Here is an 18555-nt window from a genome sequence, read left to right as displayed (position 1 = left end):
GGGGGACCGCAACCCCGCGGGCCGATTCGTTCCCGCGAACGGATGCGCCGTCCCTTCGCGAGGCGCTGCACCGCCCACACCGGGGCGGACAGCGCGGCGTCTCGCGGCGGGGAGGGAAATCGGCTGCGACGAACGCTGCGTGCCAGCGCTCGGACGCGCGGCCGTAACGTCTCGGAATGCTCAGCGCCGTCAACGACACGCTTCGCCGCCCGCGGCGCCCGGCTGCTGGTTCTTGCAGCCGTGCTGGCGCTCGCGGGCGTCGTCGTGACGGCACACAGCGCAATCGGCGGCGAGCACATGGACGACGCGATGGTGATGTGCCTGGCCTAACCGAAACCGCCGGTGTGTCCGTCGGCGCAGCGCTCGCGCTATGCGCGTGGATGTTGCGCCCGCGCGTGCCGCTCGCAGCGCCGGTTCTCGCAGTTTGTGTTCGCCGCCGCGCCGGTCGATGTTCGCGCGCGCGGCCGCCGTTGCTGCAGGTCTTTCGGTTGTGAGCGCGCCCAGAGAGGCGCTCACGAACCGGGCTCCGCGCCCAGGCGTGCGCAGCAGGTACTCACAACCGAAAGGAAAGTGGAACCGTGAAAACGAAGACCTGGCTTGCGCTGCTACTCGCGGCGCTTGCCGTTATTGCCGTGGGCGCTATGGCCACCGGCTGGGGCGATGACGACACCACCGCTCCGGGCAACTCAGCCGACGCCGCGTTCATCGCCGACATGACGGCCCACCAAGAGGGCGCCATCGAGATGGCTCGCATAGCTCAAGAGCGCGCAAACCATGGCGGGTCGGCGCGTGGATGCGCCGGCCCGCCGTGTCTCTGATCCCGACGCACCGCCGGACGATCGTGCGGTGGCGCCCCTTGTCGCCTACTGCTGGCCATCCCAAGAGCGGAGAGCAGGCAGGGGGTCGAGGAAGTCGCCCCCCTTGTACCAGCCGGGCCCCGACCACAACTCGAAGTGGAGATGGCATCCACTCGCATTGCCCGTCTCGCCGACGGTTCCGATCTGCTGCCCGGTCTGCACGGTGTCGCCGGCCTTGACCAGCGGCGCAGAGGACATATGCATGTAGATGTAGTCCTGCCCGGACTCAGCACCGTTGATGACGGCGTCGTAGCCGGCTGACGAGTTGTATCCGGCGTAGTCGACCTCGCCGCCCTGCGCAGCGACGAGCGGAGTGCGGCACTCTGCGAAGACGTCGACGCCGCGGTGACCGCGCCCGGCACCCAAACCGTCGCCGTAGCGGTGCGTGCCCTGGACTGGAAAGACGTGCGATCCGCTCGTCTCGACCTTGGCGTCACCGCCACCTGGTGGCGGCGTCGCAGGAAGATCCATGCCCTCTTCGACCTGGCGGCGCATCAACCGGGCCTGGGACCGGCTCACCTCACCGTTCACCCGCAACCCGTTCCACTCGTCGTAGCTCCTCACGTTCGCCTCGGTTCGAGCGCCGAACGCGCCGTCGACCTCGGTCGGAATGCCAAGCCGAGCCAGCCACGACTGCAGGACCCGCACGTCACGGCCGCGATCGCCACGGCGCAGCGCCCGTTCCCCGAAGGTGAACACGCGCTCTTCCTCGTCGTCACCCGTCCTTCGGGCGCCGGCGCCCTCGCCCTCGACCTGTCGACGCATGCGGCGGGCCTGTGCGCGGCTGACTTTGCGGTCGCGCTTGAGTCCGTTCTCGCGTTCGTAGCGATAGACGGCACGGGCCGTGAGCTCCCCGAACGCGCCATCGACCGTCGTCGGGAAACCGAGCCGCGTGAGCCAGGACTGCAGGACGCGGACGTCTTGGCCGCGGTCGCCCGACTCGAGCGGGCGGTCTCCGAAGGCGCCGTAGGCGGAACCGGCTCCAGTCAACACCGCCACGACGGCAAGTACGACCGCGTGGCGCACGGCCGGCTGTGACATGCGACAGACCTCTCTTTCGTCGGGCGCCTCCGGGGTTAGCTGTCGGGCTCGCGCCGAAAGAGCTGCGCTACGGCCTATGGCGGGCCGATTCGCCCCGAAACCTGGGTCCCCCGTACCGCCACGTCGAGGGGTGGCGGATTCGGCAATTCCTACAAAATGTCGGTCGCACCTTATCAGGCGCCCCTGATCGCGTCGGCAGACTAGCGATGCTGACGGCTTGCCTGGCGAGCGCCGCGCCGCGCTCTACCGCCCGGCTCCTACAGTCCGTCGGAGATAGGTACGTAGAATCGTCCAGGTGACGCTCCTGCTGAATGCCAGGCTGTTGCTCGCCGCGGTCCCCGCGACGGTCCTCGCAGCAGCGGCGATCGGCATTCCGACGGACGTGTTGCCGAACCCGTGGTTTGACCGGATGACCGCAGTCCGCACGCTCGACCTGGTGCTGTGGCCGATTCTGAGCGCCGCTCTTGGCGTGCTGATCGCCACCTACGTCGTAGCGCGCCGCGATGCACGCGGCACGGCGCAGGCGACCGGCGGTGGCCTGCTCGGGACCTTCGCGATCGGCTGCCCGATCTGCAACAAGCTCGTCGTCGCGACGCTCGGCGTGTCTGGCGCGCTGACGTACTTCGAGCCGATTCAGCCGCTGCTCGGCATCACGGCCGTCACGCTCGCCGTCGTCGCGGTGCGGCGGCGCCTGGCGCTATTGGAGAGCGGTTGTCCTATCGACCCGTCGGCCTCTAGAACGGCTCGAGGCGCGAAGCCGTAACCGCGCGCCGCGGGTTGAGACCCGACGGGTCGGCCCGCTAGGCGTGGTCGTGACAGCTTGTGAGCGTCGCGTCGACCGACTGCTTGCTGGGCGCTGCCAGCGCCCAGCTAGGCATCGTGACGGCGACGAGACCGACGAGCACAAGCATGAGCAGGGCCAGCGCTCGCGCGGCACGCTCCAGCCCGCGACCGCCTCGCCGGCGGCCGCCGGCAAGCAGGTCGTCCAGGCGTTGACCGACAGGGCCACGTCCTCCGAGGGCCGGAACGATGGCGCTCGCGCCCCGCGCCTGAGCGGCCTTGCAGATCGCACTTGCGAGCGCGAGCGGGTTGGCGGTGCGTGAGACCGCGAACTCGTCGGCATCGCGCTCGAGGCTGAACGCGAGCTCGCGCTCGGCCGCTGCCGTGCCCGGGAGCCAGCGGCCGATCGCGGCGAGAAGCGACCCAAGGACGAGCAGCGGCCGGTGCCGCCGCTTGATGTGGCCGAGCTCGTGCGTAACGCTCGCCTCAAGCTCCTCGGCATCAAGCACGCCGAGAGCCGTATCGGAGACGACGATCCGCCCACGACCGATGCCGGCGACCGCGACGACGACGTCGTTGTCCTCGACGACGGTGCTCCCCAGCGGTCCACGAGCGCGTGCGCGCCGCCGGATATGAAGGTCCACGGCTACTGCCGCACGGATGAGCCCGCAGGCGACCCAGACCGCCGAGGTCGCGAGGACCATCGCGGGCAAGATCACCGCCGCGTCAGCGAGCGGGTGGGCTGACGGGCCGAGATGGTCTGTCAAGAGCGGGAGGATCGCGTGCCAGCACCGCTCCGCGACCGCCCGGAACGCGCCGGTCTGCGGTACGTAGAGCAACACGAAGGCGGCAAGCCCGATCGCCGTCAGCGCCCTCAGCGCCAGCGCGGCGAACCAGATCGTCGCCGCGGTGGTGGGCGCGACGATGCGGAGCGGGAGAATGTGGGGTAGCGAGAGGGCGCCGGCGAGCACCGCGGCGGCCGCCAGCTGCACCGTCATGACCCGGCTTTCCCCCGTGCCCGCCTGATGCGGTTTGCGTAGCGAGCGAGCTCGTCGAGGTCGTCGCTCTCGAGCTCGCCGACGAGATTGACGAGAACGGCCCTCCGTGCACTGGGGGACGCGCCGGCGAGGCGCGTCTGGATCGTACGCGCCAGGTACTCGGCCTCTGCAAGCTTCGCGCTGTACACGTAGGCGTTGCCCTGGCGCGTACGTTTGAGGAGCCCGCGCTCCACGAGCCGGTTCATCACGGTCTGGACCGTGTTGTACGCCGGGCGCCGTCGCCTTGGGAGCAAGTTGCGGACGTCGTCGACCTTCGCCTCCCCCAGTTCCCACACCGCCGCCATCACGGCATTCTGCAGCTCGCCGCTGAAGTCGAGTTCCTTCTTGGGGGCCGCCATGGGAGTGCTTCGAGGGTACTACGGTCTGTCGGACGCCGAACTGCCTCGTTTCCGAAGTTTCGCCCACGCGATCCCGACCGCCGCGATGCCGACCAGCGCAACACTTGTCCACTGCGCGCCGTTGAGACCCAGAGCGGCGTCCTCGCTGTCGGCGCGGTAGAAGAACATGACGAAGCGGCCCAAGCCGTAGGCGCCGACGACGGTCCATAGCAGCGTCAGCTGCTTCTGGAAACGGTGTCGCAGCGGCCAGATGACCGCGAACATGACAAGGGCGAGCACGACCTCGTACAGCCCACCGGAGTGGTAGGCCATGGCTGTGCTCGGAACGTCCGCGTCGGGGTGGGTGTTGCGGACGGCCCACGGTAGGTCGCTAGGCGGACCGTAGTGCTCGCCGTTGATGACATCACCGACGCGGCCGACGGCCATGCCGATCGGAAAGCCCGCCGCGATGGCGTCGAGATAGCGGAGTCCGAGCCGGGTCCGCCACAGAAACAGCGCAGCGGCTGCGGTTCCGAAGATCATCCCGCCGTAGAACGCAAAGCCGTTGGTGCCGAACCAGTCGGCCGGGCGGAGGAGCGCGCCCGGGTCGTTCTCTAAGAGGAAAAACAACCGTGCGCCGACGATCCCGGCCAGGGCGATGACGATCACGGCGCTGAGAAGCGCCTCGCGATCGAGGTCGCGCTCGCTCGCATATCGCCGCGCGAACACCGCGCCCACCGCGATGCCAGCGGCAATCCCGATCCCATGCCACGCGAGCGTGATCGGCCCGAGCTCGATCGTCGGGTCGATTCCGATGGTGATGACGGCAATGTCCATCCTGGCGTCCGTGCTAATCGCCGTCGGCGACGTCTCGCACCGCCGCCTGCTGGACGTGGATGTGGTCCTGGTGGACCGGGTCGGTGAACGACCGCCTCCCGCCTCCGAACGACCAGGGGCTCCCTAGCTGTCGCGCGCCGCCCTCGAAGAACATCCGAGCGGCGGCGTGGGCGCCGGTACCAACCTGCCGCTGGCGAATGACGAGCTCGCCGTCGACCGCGTAGATGTCGGCTGCGAACCCACGCGAATGGGCGCTTGCACGGTCGGTGGCCCAAACGTTCGGCGGATGGCCCGACTTGATGACGGCCACGGCAAGCTCGTGCTCGTCAGCGACGTTCGCGAGCGCGGTGAGCAGCGACGGGTCGACGTTACCGCGATAGATGTCCCAGCGGGCGCTGTCGGAAAGCTCGATGTTGGGATGGTCTAGGACGCGCTCCGCCTCATCGGGGAGCGAAGCCGGGCGAGACATAGGCCGCCCGCCGACCGACGCGATGGAGTCGAACTCCCAGGGCCCGCCCGACCGGCGGAGGCGCACGTCGAGAACCCGGGTGAACGAACTGCGGGCGCCGTCGGCGCTCTCGAGCGTCTGCCGCACCACGACCATCACCCCGAGCGACGTCTCGGTCACTCCGGAGAGCTGCGGGTAGACGACCTGGCCGGTGGAGCGCATCTCCGGGTCGACGACCGGCGCGAGGATGCGTGCAAGCCTCCGCGTCGATACCGCGGCATCCGGCAGGGACTCAGCGACTTCCCGCGCGGTCGCGCCCCGTCGATACGTCAGCGCGTCCTGTGCGATCTGACCGGCGAGGCGCTTGCCATTGGCGTACACCTCGGCACTGTCCGGAACGAACGGCTCGACCTGCGGCCGGCTGACTGGGACGGTCGCAGGCGAGCGCTGACCAGCCGCCGTCGAGGTCCCTTGTTGGGCCGCCTCGTCGCCGCCGCACGCAACCAGTGCCACGCTCGCGCACGTGGCGAGGACCAGCAGCACGGCTCTCACGGGATGGCGACCTCGAGGGCGAACGTCCATTCCTCCACGCGATGCCCATCGGCGGTCGTGTGAACTCCCGACTTGCGCCAGCCGAGACGCTCATAGAAGCCGCCGGCGCCACCTTCGCCGGCGAGCGTGGTCAGCAGCGCACGGTCGGCACCCGCACGCCGCGCGTGGTCGGTGAACGCCTCGACGAGCTGTTGGCCGGCACCGGAGCCGCGCGCGCCGGGTACGACGGCAACGTGCGTCAGGACAGCCGGGTCCGGCGCGACAACCGACCGCTGTGCCGATTCGTTCACCCGATGCCGACGCCACGTTCGCAGGTAACGGGCGAGTCTCGTGCGGACGAAACGCACCGCGACTCGCGGGTGACCGACGAGGCCGGCTGCGGCGAGCAACGCCAGGGTGGCGCCGCGATGTCGGAGCGTCCAGCGCCGGTGAGCGCGCGCCCGTGTCGCGCCAACGAGAAAGCCGACTGCCTGCCCGCCAACGTCCGTCTTGATCGCGACAGCGTGGGGCGAGTCGAGGAACGTCCGGTAGTACGCCCGCATGAAGCGATCACCGAGCTCGACGAAGAATCCATGCCCGAGTGCCTCTCGGTGCAGGGCGACGCAGAAGTCGATATCTCGGCGTTCCAGGGGCTGAACGGGGCTGGTACGCCCCGGCGCGAAGACGACCACAGGAAGGAGACGGCGCCGGCTGGGGACGGCCACCGCGCCGAGCGCGACAGCGGCCACTCCTGCGGCCGCGACGGAAAGCGCAGCGCTGAGCATCGCGTGGTCTTCGAGGAACGGAAGGTGGTGGAGCGCGTATCCGAGCGCCGCCGCGACGAGCGCTATGGCCAAACCCTGTGAGAGCTGCACGACCGGGGCGGTTCCGTCGGACGGGCGCGGCCGCCCAGAGGCGAGGAGCGACATACTCCTACATAGAGTAGGGACCATGACTGACGATCGAGGTCACCGAGCCAAGAGGGCGCTCCTGCGAGTCGCGTACTGGCTCGCCGCCATCGCCATCGCGCTCGTGCTCGTCGCGGCGCTCATCTACTTCCTGGAATCGCGGGACGACTCGACCCTGGACACGGGGTCCGCGGTAGACAGTCGCGCGAGCATCACGGTTCGCTCGACCGACTGACGCCGCAAGTCCTACGTACTGTCGGATTGTCCACGCGGGCGCCGGGACGCTTCAGAAGCACCCGCAATCCGACGAAGCCGGGAGCACCTGCTCCAAGGACGGAGCAACCACGTTCCATGGAGGAACCATGAAGAAGCGAGTCGTGATCACCGTCGCGCTCGTCGCTGCCCTGGGCGGCGGCGCCTACAAGTTCGCGCTGGCGAAGCCGGCCGAGCCGGAGCACAAGGTCGATGGGTTCGGCTACGTGCTGCCGCGCGAGTTCGTCGTCAACCTCGACGGGGACCGCTTCGCGAAGGTCAGCGTCTCGCTCCTCCTCTTGGAGGACACCGTTTTCCCCGAGGAGGAGGGAAAGCCGCCCGAGGGCTTCGGCCCCCTCGAGCAGGAGGCCCTCGTGCGCGACATCGTCACTGACGTCATCACGGGGACGCCGGCCAGCTCGCTGATCCGGCGTAGCGGGCGCCGGCGGCTGAAGAAGCGCATCGTCAAGCGGCTCCGCGCGGAGACCGACGTGCTGGTGGAGGACGTGCTGCTCATGGACGTGACGGTCCAATAGCGCCCTCAGCGACGTCTGCGTAGCCGCTCCAACCCGGGGACCGACGCAAGCGGGCCCAGGATCGCGACCGCGACGAAGAAAAGCCACGTCCACCAGCCGTTGCGGGCGCCGCCCCCGATCCCGGCCAGGAGGGCGAGGAAGAGCACACCGTGCGCCGGGCCGAGCACGTCGACGGCTGGCTCATTGTGGCTGACCGCCACGTAGAGCAAGGCGACGAGCAGTAGACCGTCGGCTAGCGAAAGCAGCCGCAGAGCGTTCAGCCATGGTCGGGGAGCGCCGCCGGCGACGCTCGAGAAGATCGGCCGGGCTCCGGACTGTTCCTTCACTGTCGGCCCCTGCGGCGCCGGTGGACAGCCATCGTGGGTGGAGCCTACCGCTACTCCTACAGCTTGTCGTACGATCCGCTGATGGCCGAGGTCGGGTCCGCCGCGCTGGATGTCGCACTGCTCACCGCGCTCTACGCGGTTGCCGCAGCGCTCTACGGCGCCGGCCGCGGCGGCGCTCGCTTCGTCGTTTCAGCCCGTCGCGCGTTCTACTGCCTCGCGGGGCTGCTCACGCTTGCGATGGTCCTGCTGGAGCTCGCGTATCTGCGATCCGATTTCTCCTTCGAGCTCGTAGCGCGCAACTCGTCGACGAGCACGCCGACCTTCTACAAGCTCACCGCGATGTGGTCGAGCCAGGAAGGCTCGCTGCTGCTCTGGGTGTTCCTGCTGGCGGTCTTCTCGAGCGTCGTCCTACGCACGACGCGCAACGCCCTGCAGCAGATCCTGCCCTACGCGACCGCCGTGCTCGGCACGATCGCCGCGTTCTTCCTGACGTTGATGGTCGTGGTCGGCGAGAACCCGTTCACCGTGCTTGCGACGCCTCCCGCCGAAGGCGCCGGCCTTAACCCTCTTCTACGGAACGAGATGATGATGTTCCACCCGCCGGCGCTCTACGTCGGCTATGTGGGCTTCTCGATCCCGTTCGCCTTCGCGGTCGGGGCGCTGATCACCCGCCGAACCGGCGCCGACTGGATCCGCGCGACGCGGCGGTTTGCCCTCGTGGCCTGGACATTCCTGGGAGCCGGCCTGCTGCTCGGGTCCTACTGGGGCTACTCGGAACTCGGCTGGGGCGGTTACTGGGGTTGGGATCCGGTGGAGAACGCGGCGCTCATGCCATGGCTTACGGGCACGGCGTTCCTGCACTCGATCGTCGTGCAGGAGCGTCGCGGGATGCTGCGGGTATGGAACGTATCGCTGATCATCGCGACGTTCGTCCTGGCGCTGACGGGCACGCTGCTCGTGCGGTCGGGGATCCTGCAATCCATCCACGCATTCGGCGCCTCGACGCTCGGCCTGCCGTTCCTGATCTTCATCGTCGTGGTCGTCGCAGGCTCGGTCGCTTTGGTCGTGAGTCGCCTCGATCACCTGCGTTCCGAGGGCAAGCTGGAGTCGCTGGTATCGCGCGAAGCTGTCTTCCTCCTCAACAACCTGGCGTTGGTCGGGCTATGCCTGGCGATCTTCTGGGGGACGTTCTTCCCGCTGATCTCAGAAGCGGTCAGCGGAGAGGCGGTGAGCGTCGGGCCGCCATGGTTCAACCGCTACGCGGCCCCGCTCGCGATCGTCCTGGTCCTCCTGTCCGGCATCGGCCCTGCCCTTGCGTGGCGCCGCGTCACCCGCGCCGGCATTCGGCGCGCGTTCACGATTCCGGTAGCCGCGGCGGTGATGACGCTCGCCGGGCTGCTGGCTCTCACACCGGCGGCCGAGAGCGCCGCGTCGCTGCTGATGTTCACCCTCGTCGCGTTCGCGATCACGGTTGCGGCGCAGGAGTTCTGGCGCGGCACGGCCGCACGCCGGTCGATCGGCGGCATAGGCCTCGCGTCGGCGTTGCTCGGACTGGTGGCGCAGAACCGCCGACGCTACGGCGGTTACATCGTCCACGTCGGGATGGCGATCATGTTCCTTGGAGTGGCGGTGTCGTCCGCGTTCGAGGAGCGTCGAGACGCACGGCTCACTCCCGGGGAGTCGACGCAGGTCGGCGCCTACACCGTTACCTATCGCGCGGCGACCGCAACGGTCCTCGACGATCCTGCGGGCACGGGCGCTCCAGTCACGCTCGGCGCAGTCTTGGACGTGCAGAACGGGTCCGAGCGGTTCCGCTTGGAACCTCGCCGCAACTACTACGGGGCTCGCAGCAGCGATCCGAAGGCGCCGATCCGCAGCTTCTTCGAGGGCGAGGCGACCACGGAGGTCGGCATCCGAACCGATCTCGGTGACGACATGTGGGTGGCGGTGCAGCCGGACGTGCGAAGCCTCGAAGACGCGATCCGCGAGGCGGACCAGCGCTTCGCCTCGGCACCGAGCGACGTCCAAGGACTTATCGTCGCGGCGCTGGCCGATCGCTACCGTGGCAGCCCCGGGACCGCCCAGTTCCGGCTGATCGTGTTTCCACTGGTCATCTGGGTCTACGTCGGCGGGCTGATCGCGCTGTTCGGTGGGATCGTGGCTGTCTGGCCCACCAGCCCGGCGCGTCGGCGATACACCGGGGTGCGTGCCGCGCGCCTGGCTCGGCAGCCCGACACGCCGGTGCCCGCCGGATGAGGCCCACAGATTGGCATGCGAGCGTTACGCGCTCGGGCCCGGCGTCGGCCGGCACGGCGTGCGCGTGTGCGGTTGGGCTCGTCATGGCGTTCGTACCTGGCGAGATCGCGGAGGACGGGTATCGGTGCGGAGTCGCGGTAGGAACCGCGGCGTGCGTGCCGCGTGGGCGTCGCACCGGGCGCCGAACCGGTCACGGGTCTCACCTTCCTCGGAGATCGCCAGGCGCCGGTAGACGTAGACCAGCACCGGGAACATCAGCAGCGTTGGGAGCGTCGGCCACTGCAGCAGGAAGCCGACCATGATGGCCATGAACCCCACGTACTGCGGGTGGCGTATCCGCGCGTACAGGCGGTCGACGGCGAGGCCTCCAGCCTTTTGGGCCCGGTAGAGGGAGCTCCACGCCGCGGCGACGATCCAGAAGCCGCCGATGATGAACACGTAGCTGACCAGGTGGAACGGGCTGAAGTGCGGGTCGCCTTCCCAGCCGATGAGCTCTGCCCACAGGTGCCCGCCGTCGTGGGTGAGGTCGAGGCCGAGGAAGCCGTTGCCGAGCCAGCTCGAGAGCAGGTAGACGGTCAGCGGCAGGCCGTACATCTCGGTGAACAGGGCGACGACGAACGCCGAGAAGGTCCCGAACGCCCGCCAGTCGCGCTCGCTCGTGGGGTGGAAGAAGCTGGCCGCGAAGATAAGCACCACCGCGGTGTTGACCACCACCAGGAACCACAGGCCGTACCCGTAGTCATTCACGGCGTCACCGGCCCATGTCCATGCCGTGCATCTGGTCGCCGCCCGGCATCATGTGGCTCGAGCTCGCCAACGCGTCCATCCTCTCCCGCCAGGCCCCACATCTGTCGGATGGTCATGGCGGTCTCCAATCGCTCGTTGATTCCGGCGGCCTGAGCGTCGCGCCCCGCGTTGAAGAAGCCGTGAAGGGCCCAAGCCGATGTTGTGAAGCCGCTCCCGTCACTTCACACAAACGGATCTCAGAGTCGAGGCCGCGGCGCGGCGGCCACGACCACTTGCGGTCTTCTATTCCCCAAACAGGCGATGGCTCAAGACCGTCAACGCCTGCCCCGAGCGACCGTCGCCTAGCTAAGCCGCGCGCCGCAGGTCGGAGACAGGGTCCTCCCCGTGGGCGGTGGTTGTCGATGCCGCGTCGCTCCGGCACTGCCGCGTTTTCTCATATCGTCGCGGCCCCTGCCGTGACCGTGCCCCGAGCCACTCGGTGAGGCCGAAGATCGCCGCGAGCACGCCGGCGATGACGACGATGTCGAGGAGCTGATCCAGGGCGCCGCTCAGCTGTACGCGTCCCAGGCCTGTAGATGCGGGAGCGGGTCGAAGGCCGCCCCGCCGTCATACCAGCCGGGCGCCGACCACATCTCGAAGTGCAGGTGGCAGCCGGTTGCGCGTCCGGTTTCTCCGACTTCACCGATCTGCTGCCCGGTGAACACACGCTGCCCGGTCCTGACGAGCGGGGCCGAGCGCAAGTGCATGTAGACGTAGTCGACGTCCGTGCCGGCGCCATCGATGACGACGTAGTTGCCGGCGGCGCTGTGATACCCGGCGAACTTCACGCGACCGCCGCGGGCTGCCGCCAGGCGCGTGCCGCAAGCAGCGAACATGTCCTGGCCCTTGTGGTTGCGACCGCCACCGAAGTTGTTCGTGTCGGTGTAGCCCATGTTGTGACGCCCGCGGATCGGGAAGACGTGGTCGAAGTAGGCGAAGTCGGCCTGCGCGTCGGGGGCGGGGCTCGCCGCAGTGGCTGCGTCGCCTGCGATGCGGAAGCGGTAGCGGCCATTCTGCACGCCCCCGTCGACGGTTTTTCCGTCCCAGCGGATCTCGGCCGGGCGACCGGGCTCGGCCGGGACGTCCCACGCTCGCACGACCGCGCCATCCGATTCGCGAACGAGCTCCACCTGCGCCGTCACGGCTCGGCCTACCTGGAACGTGAAGGTCGGCTTGGATCGCCCCGCGAAGAAGAACTTGCCGCCTGGCGCGGCGTCGATCGGCTCGGGCCGAGCAGCGGCCTTGACCGCCACGTGCCGAGCCGCTCGAGTGGTGGCGCCGAAGCGGTTCACGACAACGACCGGCCCGCTGCGCGCTCTCCGCGGCACGTTCGCCTCGATTCCTCCCTCTTCCACCTTTCGCGGCTTCACGCGGACGTCGTCGCGACGGCCGCGACGACCGCGGAAGATGAGGGCGGTGGATGCCTGCAGTTCCGATCCCTCGACCTTCACCTTGCCGCCGCGGACGAGCGCTCCATCTGCGGGGCAAGGGCGCTGCGCCGTAGCGACGCAACTGAGAGCCCGTACGCGCGGGTCATCGGGGATCCCAGCGCCACCGGTGGGACTGGCGGCAGCCGCGGGAACGAGCGTCGCCACGCCGATCATCACCACGGCGCCACGACCGAGCATTTGCGTAGGACGCAATCGACAATCCTCTCTTCTCGTGCGCCTCCGGGGTTAGCTGCCGGGCTCGCGCTGGAAGAGATGCGCTACGGCCTGTGCAACGGCCGATTCGCCCCGAACCTGGGTCCCCCGTACCGCGATCTCATGGAGACCGCGGATTCGGCAGGCCTACAAAGCGTCGGAGACTCTAGCAACAGCTTCGGCGGCGCGCACGAAGTCCTCGCGCCGGCGGTGCAAGCATGCGCGCAGTAATCCGACATCACGTCGGACTTTGTTACTCTCCCGCCGTCCTCAAGCTGAGTTGCCCCGCCTCGCCGGGGCGAACGGGGGGCCCGTCGATCCATTGGGGCGAATCGCCGCCGCGAGCGCGGCGTAGCGGCAATCGCGAGCCCGTCAGCTAACCCCGTAAGCGCCGATGGACATCGATGATGAGACGACGCTTCTGGCTTCCCATCACCTTGGGCCTATCGGCCTATCTCGTACTCCCGCTGCCGGGACTGTCGGCTCCGCTCGACGAACGGATCGATCGCCAGCGCGCAAAGGTCGAGCGCAAGCGGCAGACCGAAGGCGTGCTCACGCAGACGATCGCGGCACAGAACGAGAAGATCCGCGGCCTCCAAGGCGAGGTCAGGGGTCTGCAACGTCGACAGCAGCGCCTCCAGGCGACGCTCGATGAGAAGCGCACCGAGCTGCTGGATGTCCGCGACCGTCTCGAGCGCGCGCGTAGGCGCCTGGCGGAGCTGAGGGAGGAGCTCGCTGTCGCCGAGGACGCCCTGGCCGCGCGGCTCGTCGAGGCCTACAAGACGGATGAGCCTGACGTCCTCACGGTGGTGCTCAACGCCGACGGGTTCGGCGACCTCCTCGAACGGGTCGAGTTCCTCGATCGCATCTCCGACCAAGATCAACGGATCGTCGGCCGGGTGCGAACGGCGAAGGCCCGGGCGCAGCGACAGGCCGAGCAGCTCCTGACGCTCGAGCGCCGTGCCGAAGACGCCGCGCAGACCATCCTCGCGCGCCGCAACGAGATCGCGGCGGTCAGGAAACGTGTGGTGCGCAGGCGCACGAACCTGCAGGAGGCCCGCGACCGGCGCCAGGCGACACTCGCGCGCGTCCGCAGCAGCCGGCGCCGGGCCCAGGAGGACCTGCGTGCCCTCGAGGCCGAGCAGGCGCGCGTGGAGGCGGCCCTTCGCCGCGCCGCCCAGGAGCGGACATCCGCCTCCCCTCCGGTGCCCGGCAACCCGCCCGCGGCACCGATCCGCCGCGGCTCGGGCCGGCTGATCTGGCCGATCAACGGCCCGCTGACCTCGCCCTTCGGCCCGCGCTGGGGACGCCAGCACGCCGGCATCGACATCAGCGCCCCGGAGGACACTCCGATCCGCGCCGCCGACTCCGGCCGTGTCGTCATCGCCGGCTGGATGGGCGGTTACGGAAACTACACCTGCATCCAGCACACCGGCAGCCTCTCCACCTGCTACGCCCACCAGTCCCGGCTGGGGACGAGTCAAGGGGCGTCGGTGCGCCAGGGACAGGTGATGGGCTACGTCGGCAACACGGGCAACTCGTTCGGCGCGCACCTCCACTTCGAGGTGCGCGTCAACGGGTCGCCCGTGGATCCGTTCGGCTACCTGTAGTTCGCGGTAGACCGGCGCGGGGGCGCTGTCAGTCGCGTCGTGCCGCGCGTTTCCGTATCCAGAGCAGCCATCCGAAGATGACCAGCAGGCCTACGAGCGCTTCCGCGTTGTCGCCGATCCAGTCCATGCGAACACCGAGCCCGGCGGATCCTCATGTCCGGTCGAGGCCGACCGCGGAGAGGTGAGGCTGCGAGGGCATCAGCGGAGCGAGAGCGACGCGAGCCAGCGCCGGTCACGGTACGGCGGCATGAGCAGCACCAACACGATGAGCAGCGCCGTACCAGCGAGGTAGGTGAACAGCTGGAAGACGGACTCGAACTCGCCGACCATCGACTCGGCAAAGAGCATTCCGGCGAACGTCAGCATGCTGAGAGCGAGGAAGTTGAGCAACAGCGGCTTGCGCCGGTGAGGTAGGAACTCGCCTGCGAGCAGGCTTGCGACGACGACGAGGAATACCACCGCCTCGACGATCCCGAGGAGAAGCCACGCGGTGTCCAGCCCTGGGACCGTGTCGAGGAACGAACCGTCGAAGCGCTCCTTCAGCGGCGGCGGCATCTCGCCGTCCTGATCGAAGAGCTTCTCCTTCGCCGAGTAGTACCAGAGGAAGCCGAACCCGATGTAGAGGCTGGCAACGACCAGGACGTATGAGCTGAGGTCCGCGGCTGTCGCGCGATCGCGGCCGACGGAATCATCGGTGTCGGTAGGCATCTGCTTCACCTCCTGGAGAAGATCCTGCGCCGCGTCGCGCGGCTGCGGCAGGCTCCGACAGCATGTCGGAAGGACCGTACATGTCCAAGCGGTGGACGGCAAACCCATCGACGAGCCGCCCACCGCCCGAGACCATGGCCCTAGTGCCCCATCCCCTCCATCGACGTGCCGTCGTCCATCTCGTGGGTGCCGGTCGGCATCTCACCGGTGTGCGTCTCGCCGGAGGGCAGCGTATGGACGGGCTCATCACCGCCGCCGGTGAGGCTGCTGGCGATGACGGCGGTCGCGCCGCCGATCGCCAGCACGGCGACGATCAGGATCGTCAGTGCTCGCTTGGTCATGTCAGTCCTTCGTTCAGCTGGCTTCGACGATCGTGAAGAGGCCGCCCGGGCCCTCGCCGTCGTTGGTCTGGTGGTGGCCGATGTGGCAGTGGAACGCCCACTTCCCACGCGGCAGCGCGAACGCGATGTCGGCGCGCTCGCCGCTGGCGAGCGTGATCGAGTCGCGCCGGCCTTCTGGGCGAACGGCGTGGCCATCGCGCGCCACGACCTCGAACGAGGTGCCGTGCAGATGCAGCGGGTGCTCGAACTGCCCGGCGTTCACGAGGCGCAGGAGCACGCGCTCACCGGCGCGCACCCGAATCGGCTCGGTGTCCGGGAAGCTCTTGCCGTTGATGGTGAAGAAGTTGGGGAGCATGCCCTCCATCTCCATCACCCCACGTGTCCGTCCGGACGCGGCGTCGGCCGTCCACTCCGAGACCACGACGGTGCGCTCGGTGTCGTACTCGGGCGCGGCGCCGGCGGGCGGGTCGATGATGAGCACGCCGGCCAGCCCCGCCGACATCTGCCGGTCCTCGTCGACGTGCGAGTGGTAGAGGAAGGTGCCGCCCCCACGCGGGTTGCCGGCTGGGCGGGCGGTGAACTCGTACGTGTAGGTGTCGCCCGGCTGGATCGGCTTCTGCGTCACGTCGGGAACGCCGTCCTGCGAGTTCGGGACCCCGACGCCGTGCCAGTGCACCGTCGTGGCCTCCGGGAGGCGGTTCGTGAAGCGCACGCGGACGCGCTCACCGTTGCGGACGCGGATCACGGGGCCGGGCACGATGCCGTTGTAGGCCCACGCCGCCAAGCGCTGCCGGCCGAAGATCCGCCACCAGACCGGGCGCGCGTCGAGGGTGAACTCGAGCGCGCCGTCGCGGCGCACGCCGTTGAGCGGGACGTTGCCACGATCGGATGGCGGGTCCGCGATGCCGTCGATAGGCAGCGGGGTCATGTGATCCATGCCTCCCGCCGACATCGAGGCCATCCCGGTCGATGCGGCCGTGATCTCGTCGCCGGACCTCACGAGCGCGACCGCCGCCAGCGCGACCGCCACCACGGCGAGGAGCACCCCCGCCGTCGCCAGCCACGGCAGGACATCGAGCTTCTCCTCTTGTCGGGTGTTCTCCACGAAGGTCTCCGTTGTCTTGACTTCGGCGGGACGCCCCGCCACGCGGCGAGTGTACGCAGCGGCCGTGAAGGATCTGTGAAGAGCCGCTGCCGCTTCTGTGAAGGCCGTCCGACGACGCGTCGGAGCTAAGCTCGCCGCAGTGAACGAGAAGATCCTGGTGATCGACGACGAGCCGTCGGTGCACGAGGTCGTGCGCGCCTACCTGGAGCGGGAGGGCTTCATCGTCTACTCGGCCGACAACGGGCTGGAGGGCCTGCGGCTCGCCGAGAGCAAGCAACCCGCGCTGCTCGTCCTCGATCTCATGCTCCCCGACCTCTCGGGCGAGGAGATCTGCCGGGAGGTGCGCCGGCGCTCGGACGTGCCCATCCTGATGCTCACCGCGAAGTCCGCCGAGGAGGATCGTGTGACCGGCCTCGAGCTCGGGGCCGACGATTACCTGGCGAAGCCCTTCAGCCCGCGCGAGCTGGTGGCGCGGGTCAAGGCGGTGCTCCGCCGCACCGGCGGCGGAGACGTACCCCTGGTCGAGCACCTGAGCTTCGACGGCGGCGCCCTGCGGATCGACACGTCGCGTCGTGAGGTCGTGGCCGGCGACCGCACCGTCGACCTCACCCCGAGCGAGTACGCGCTGCTGCTGGCCCTGGCGCAGTATCCAGGACGCGTGTACTCCCGGTTCGAGCTCATCAACCGGGTGCGCGGATACGACTTCGAGGGCTATGAGCGCACGATCGACGCGCACGTGAAGAACCTGCGCAAGAAGATCGAGCCCGATCCGGCACGCCCGCGCTACGTCGAGACGGTGCACGGCGTCGGATACCGGCTGGGCGCCAAGCCGTCGTGAGTCGCCTGCGGCGGCTCGGACTCCGGGCGCGCCTTGCGACCGCGCTCGGCGCCGTCGCTGTCGCGGCGGTCGCGCTTGCCACTCTCCTTGCGAATCGCGGTCTTGATGCGAGCCTGACCGACTTCGCGCGCGAGCGCCTCCAGGCATCGGCAGACCACACGGCCGCGCTGGCGGCGCGGTTCTACCAGCGCGAGGGCGGGTGGAACGAGCGCGTCGCCGACGAGCTCCGCCACGTGGCGCAGGCCAACCAGATGTCGCTTGTCGTGATCGACGCCGCAGGACGGCATGTCCTCGCACCGACCGGCGCGCGCCCGGCGGACGCAGAGCGCGCGAGCGCCCCGGTGCGCGTCGGGGCACGACGCGTGGGAACGGTCAGCGTCGCGTCGCTCGGCAGCGGCCTGCTCACCGAGGAGGAGCAAGACCTCCGTTCGAGGCTGGACAGCCAGCACATGGTGGCTGGGCTGCTGGCCGTCGCGCTCGCCCTCCTGGCCGCCGTCCTGGTCGCGTCCTCGCTCACGCGGCCGATACGCCGGCTCACCGAGGCGGCCAGGCGTGTCGAGCGCGGCGACCTCTCGACGCGGCTCCGGGGAGATGGCGGCGGCGCGGAGATCGAGCAGCTCGCTCACGCCCTCGATCGGCTGTCGCGGACGCTCGAGCGGGAGGAAGAGCTCCGGCGAGCGACCGTGGCGGACGTGGCGCATGAGCTGCGCACGCCGGTGAGTGGGATTCTCGGGCGCATCGAGGCCGCGCAGGACGGCGTGCTCGACGACGAGCGCGCGAACCTCGAGTCGATGCACACCGAGGCGCTACGCCTGACCCGCCTCATCGAGGACATCGGCAGGCTGGCGGACGCGGAGCGACCGGGGTTGTTGCTCGACCGGACAGCGCTCGATCTCGCCGATGTCGCGAGGGCCCGAGCCGCTGTGTATGGCGAGCTTTTCGAGCGCAAGCAGATCCGCTTCCGACAGCAGCTCAGCCCAGCGGCGATGCACGGCGACCGAGGCAGGCTCGAGCAGGTCGTCGACAACCTGCTCTCGAACGCCTTGCGCTACACGGACCCGGACGGGGCGGTCGTCCTCTCCACCCGGCGCCAGGACGCCGACGTCCTCCTCGAGGTCGCCGACACGGGGCATGGCATCCCCCCGGAGGACCTTCCGCATCTCTTCACGCGCTTCTGGCGCGGCGAGCGGTCGCGCTCGCGCGCGACCGGCGGCACCGGCGTCGGGCTCGCGATCGCCAGCGAGCTGGTCCGCGCCCACGGCGGGCGCATCGAGGTCGACAGTGCAGTCGGCGAAGGCACGACGATGCGCGTCACGCTGCCCGCCGGTCCCGAGCCGCACGCCCCAAAGACCGACCCGATCCGCTGACGAAGCGGAA

General features: G+C 69.3%; 22 protein-coding genes and 3 riboswitches. Of the genes, 10 read left to right on the top strand and 12 right to left on the bottom strand.

Features of this window, described 5'->3' with window-relative positions; genetic code table 11:
* Both BLW41_RS11135 and BLW41_RS10570 read left to right on the top strand, forming a co-directional pair.
* A partial coding sequence (locus tag BLW41_RS11135) for a hypothetical protein (protein ID WP_218138396.1) occupies positions 1–330 on the top strand: 330 nt, incomplete at its 5' end.
* 248 nt (positions 331–578) lie between these two features.
* Positions 579–818, top strand: coding sequence for a DUF305 domain-containing protein (locus BLW41_RS10570; RefSeq protein ID WP_093119085.1), 240 nt, complete (start codon positions 579–581; stop codon positions 816–818).
* 45 nt (positions 819–863) lie between these two features.
* Here BLW41_RS10570 and BLW41_RS10565 read toward each other — a convergent pair whose 3' ends face one another.
* A complete protein-coding gene (locus BLW41_RS10565; RefSeq protein WP_093119083.1) occupies positions 864–1898 on the bottom strand; it encodes a peptidoglycan-binding protein in 1035 nt (344 codons plus the stop codon).
* A gap of 8 nt (positions 1899–1906) precedes the next feature.
* Positions 1907–2053: riboswitch (cyclic di-AMP (ydaO/yuaA leader) on the bottom strand.
* 140 nt (positions 2054–2193) lie between these two features.
* Between BLW41_RS10565 and BLW41_RS10560 the strand changes: the two genes are divergently transcribed.
* A complete protein-coding gene (locus BLW41_RS10560) occupies positions 2194–2661 on the top strand; it encodes a hypothetical protein (protein ID WP_177169495.1) in 468 nt (155 codons plus the stop codon).
* 37 nt (positions 2662–2698) lie between these two features.
* Here the strand turns inward: BLW41_RS10560 and BLW41_RS10555 are convergent, their stop codons facing one another.
* Genes BLW41_RS10555 through BLW41_RS11475 form a run of 5 tightly spaced genes read right to left on the bottom strand, consistent with a single transcriptional unit; the run spans position 2699 to position 6180 of the window.
* Positions 2699–3676 carry a M56 family metallopeptidase gene (locus BLW41_RS10555; RefSeq protein ID WP_093119081.1) on the bottom strand — a complete coding sequence of 326 codons (978 nt, stop codon included), beginning with the start codon at positions 3674–3676 and terminating at the stop codon, positions 2699–2701.
* The gene (locus BLW41_RS10550) at positions 3673–4074 is read right to left on the bottom strand and encodes a BlaI/MecI/CopY family transcriptional regulator (protein ID WP_093119079.1); all 402 of its coding nucleotides are present in this window, start codon (positions 4072–4074) and stop codon (positions 3673–3675) included. The genes BLW41_RS10555 and BLW41_RS10550 overlap by 4 nt, the downstream gene beginning before the upstream one ends.
* Positions 4075–4092: 18 nt before the next feature.
* Positions 4093–4890, bottom strand: coding sequence for a prolipoprotein diacylglyceryl transferase (locus BLW41_RS10545; protein WP_093119077.1), 798 nt, complete (start codon positions 4888–4890; stop codon positions 4093–4095).
* Positions 4891–4903: 13 nt separating this feature from the next.
* On the bottom strand, positions 4904–5890 hold the full coding sequence (locus tag BLW41_RS10540) for a hypothetical protein (RefSeq protein ID WP_143038718.1): 987 nt from the start codon (positions 5888–5890) through the stop codon (positions 4904–4906).
* Complete coding sequence (locus BLW41_RS11475) at positions 5887–6180, bottom strand: GNAT family N-acetyltransferase (RefSeq protein ID WP_342741425.1); 294 nt, start codon at positions 6178–6180, stop codon at positions 5887–5889. The genes BLW41_RS10540 and BLW41_RS11475 overlap by 4 nt, the downstream gene beginning before the upstream one ends.
* 3 nt (positions 6181–6183) lie before the next feature.
* Between BLW41_RS11475 and BLW41_RS11470 the strand changes: the two genes are divergently transcribed.
* From BLW41_RS11470 to BLW41_RS10525, 3 genes are all read left to right on the top strand, one after another.
* Positions 6184–6735 carry a hypothetical protein gene (locus BLW41_RS11470; protein ID WP_342741424.1) on the top strand — a complete coding sequence of 184 codons (552 nt, stop codon included), beginning with the start codon at positions 6184–6186 and terminating at the stop codon, positions 6733–6735.
* Between the two features lie 85 nt (positions 6736–6820).
* Positions 6821–7012: a hypothetical protein gene (locus tag BLW41_RS10530; RefSeq protein ID WP_093119071.1), complete on the top strand. Its 192-nt coding sequence runs from the start codon at positions 6821–6823 to the stop codon at positions 7010–7012.
* Positions 7013–7139: 127 nt separating this feature from the next.
* Positions 7140–7565 (top strand): flagellar basal body-associated FliL family protein, encoded by a 426-nt coding sequence (locus tag BLW41_RS10525; RefSeq protein WP_093119069.1) that lies wholly within the window; start codon positions 7140–7142, stop codon positions 7563–7565.
* A 5-nt stretch (positions 7566–7570) separates the two neighbouring features.
* Here BLW41_RS10525 and BLW41_RS10520 read toward each other — a convergent pair whose 3' ends face one another.
* Entirely contained in the window at positions 7571–7891 is a 321-nt protein-coding gene (locus BLW41_RS10520) for a DUF3817 domain-containing protein (RefSeq protein ID WP_093119067.1), read from the bottom strand.
* 81 nt (positions 7892–7972) lie between these two features.
* On the opposite strand from BLW41_RS10520, the gene BLW41_RS10515 reads away from it, so the two are divergent.
* Positions 7973–10147: a heme lyase CcmF/NrfE family subunit gene (locus BLW41_RS10515; RefSeq protein ID WP_093119093.1), complete on the top strand. Its 2175-nt coding sequence runs from the start codon at positions 7973–7975 to the stop codon at positions 10145–10147.
* An 81-nt stretch (positions 10148–10228) separates the two neighbouring features.
* On the opposite strand, the gene BLW41_RS10510 is transcribed toward BLW41_RS10515, so the two are convergent.
* Together BLW41_RS10510 and BLW41_RS10505 are read right to left on the bottom strand one after the other, a co-directional pair.
* Positions 10229–10894 (bottom strand): methyltransferase family protein, encoded by a 666-nt coding sequence (locus tag BLW41_RS10510; protein WP_093119065.1) that lies wholly within the window; start codon positions 10892–10894, stop codon positions 10229–10231.
* 548 nt (positions 10895–11442) lie between these two features.
* On the bottom strand, positions 11443–12576 hold the full coding sequence (locus tag BLW41_RS10505) for a M23 family metallopeptidase (RefSeq protein WP_143038717.1): 1134 nt from the start codon (positions 12574–12576) through the stop codon (positions 11443–11445).
* Positions 12577–12583: 7 nt separating this feature from the next.
* Positions 12584–12730, bottom strand: a riboswitch (cyclic di-AMP (ydaO/yuaA leader).
* A 109-nt stretch (positions 12731–12839) separates the two neighbouring features.
* Positions 12840–12982, top strand: a riboswitch (cyclic di-AMP (ydaO/yuaA leader).
* On the opposite strand from BLW41_RS10505, the gene BLW41_RS10500 reads away from it, so the two are divergent.
* Positions 12981–14186 (top strand): murein hydrolase activator EnvC family protein, encoded by a 1206-nt coding sequence (locus BLW41_RS10500; RefSeq protein ID WP_093119061.1) that lies wholly within the window; start codon positions 12981–12983, stop codon positions 14184–14186. Its footprint overlaps the riboswitch before it by 2 nt.
* Before the next feature lie 198 nt (positions 14187–14384).
* Here the strand turns inward: BLW41_RS10500 and BLW41_RS10495 are convergent, their stop codons facing one another.
* The 3 genes from BLW41_RS10495 to BLW41_RS10485 form a co-directional block, all read right to left on the bottom strand.
* Positions 14385–14894: a hypothetical protein gene (locus BLW41_RS10495; protein ID WP_143038716.1), complete on the bottom strand. Its 510-nt coding sequence runs from the start codon at positions 14892–14894 to the stop codon at positions 14385–14387.
* A 140-nt stretch (positions 14895–15034) separates the two neighbouring features.
* On the bottom strand, positions 15035–15235 hold the full coding sequence (locus BLW41_RS10490; RefSeq protein ID WP_093119057.1) for a hypothetical protein: 201 nt from the start codon (positions 15233–15235) through the stop codon (positions 15035–15037).
* A 13-nt stretch (positions 15236–15248) separates the two neighbouring features.
* The gene (locus BLW41_RS10485; protein WP_093119055.1) at positions 15249–16382 is read right to left on the bottom strand and encodes a multicopper oxidase family protein; all 1134 of its coding nucleotides are present in this window, start codon (positions 16380–16382) and stop codon (positions 15249–15251) included.
* A 115-nt stretch (positions 16383–16497) separates the two neighbouring features.
* Between BLW41_RS10485 and BLW41_RS10480 the strand changes: the two genes are divergently transcribed.
* The gene (locus tag BLW41_RS10480; protein WP_218138395.1) at positions 16498–17178 is read left to right on the top strand and encodes a response regulator transcription factor; all 681 of its coding nucleotides are present in this window, start codon (positions 16498–16500) and stop codon (positions 17176–17178) included.
* A complete protein-coding gene (locus BLW41_RS10475) occupies positions 17175–18545 on the top strand; it encodes a sensor histidine kinase (RefSeq protein ID WP_093119051.1) in 1371 nt (456 codons plus the stop codon). Before BLW41_RS10480 ends, BLW41_RS10475 begins: the two co-directional genes overlap by 4 nt.
* Positions 18546–18555 lie beyond the last annotated feature (10 nt).

The organism is Thermoleophilum album (assembly GCF_900108055.1).
GTDB lineage: Bacteria > Actinomycetota > Thermoleophilia > Solirubrobacterales > Thermoleophilaceae > Thermoleophilum > Thermoleophilum album.
This window is presented reverse-complemented; position numbering and strand designations above follow the sequence as displayed.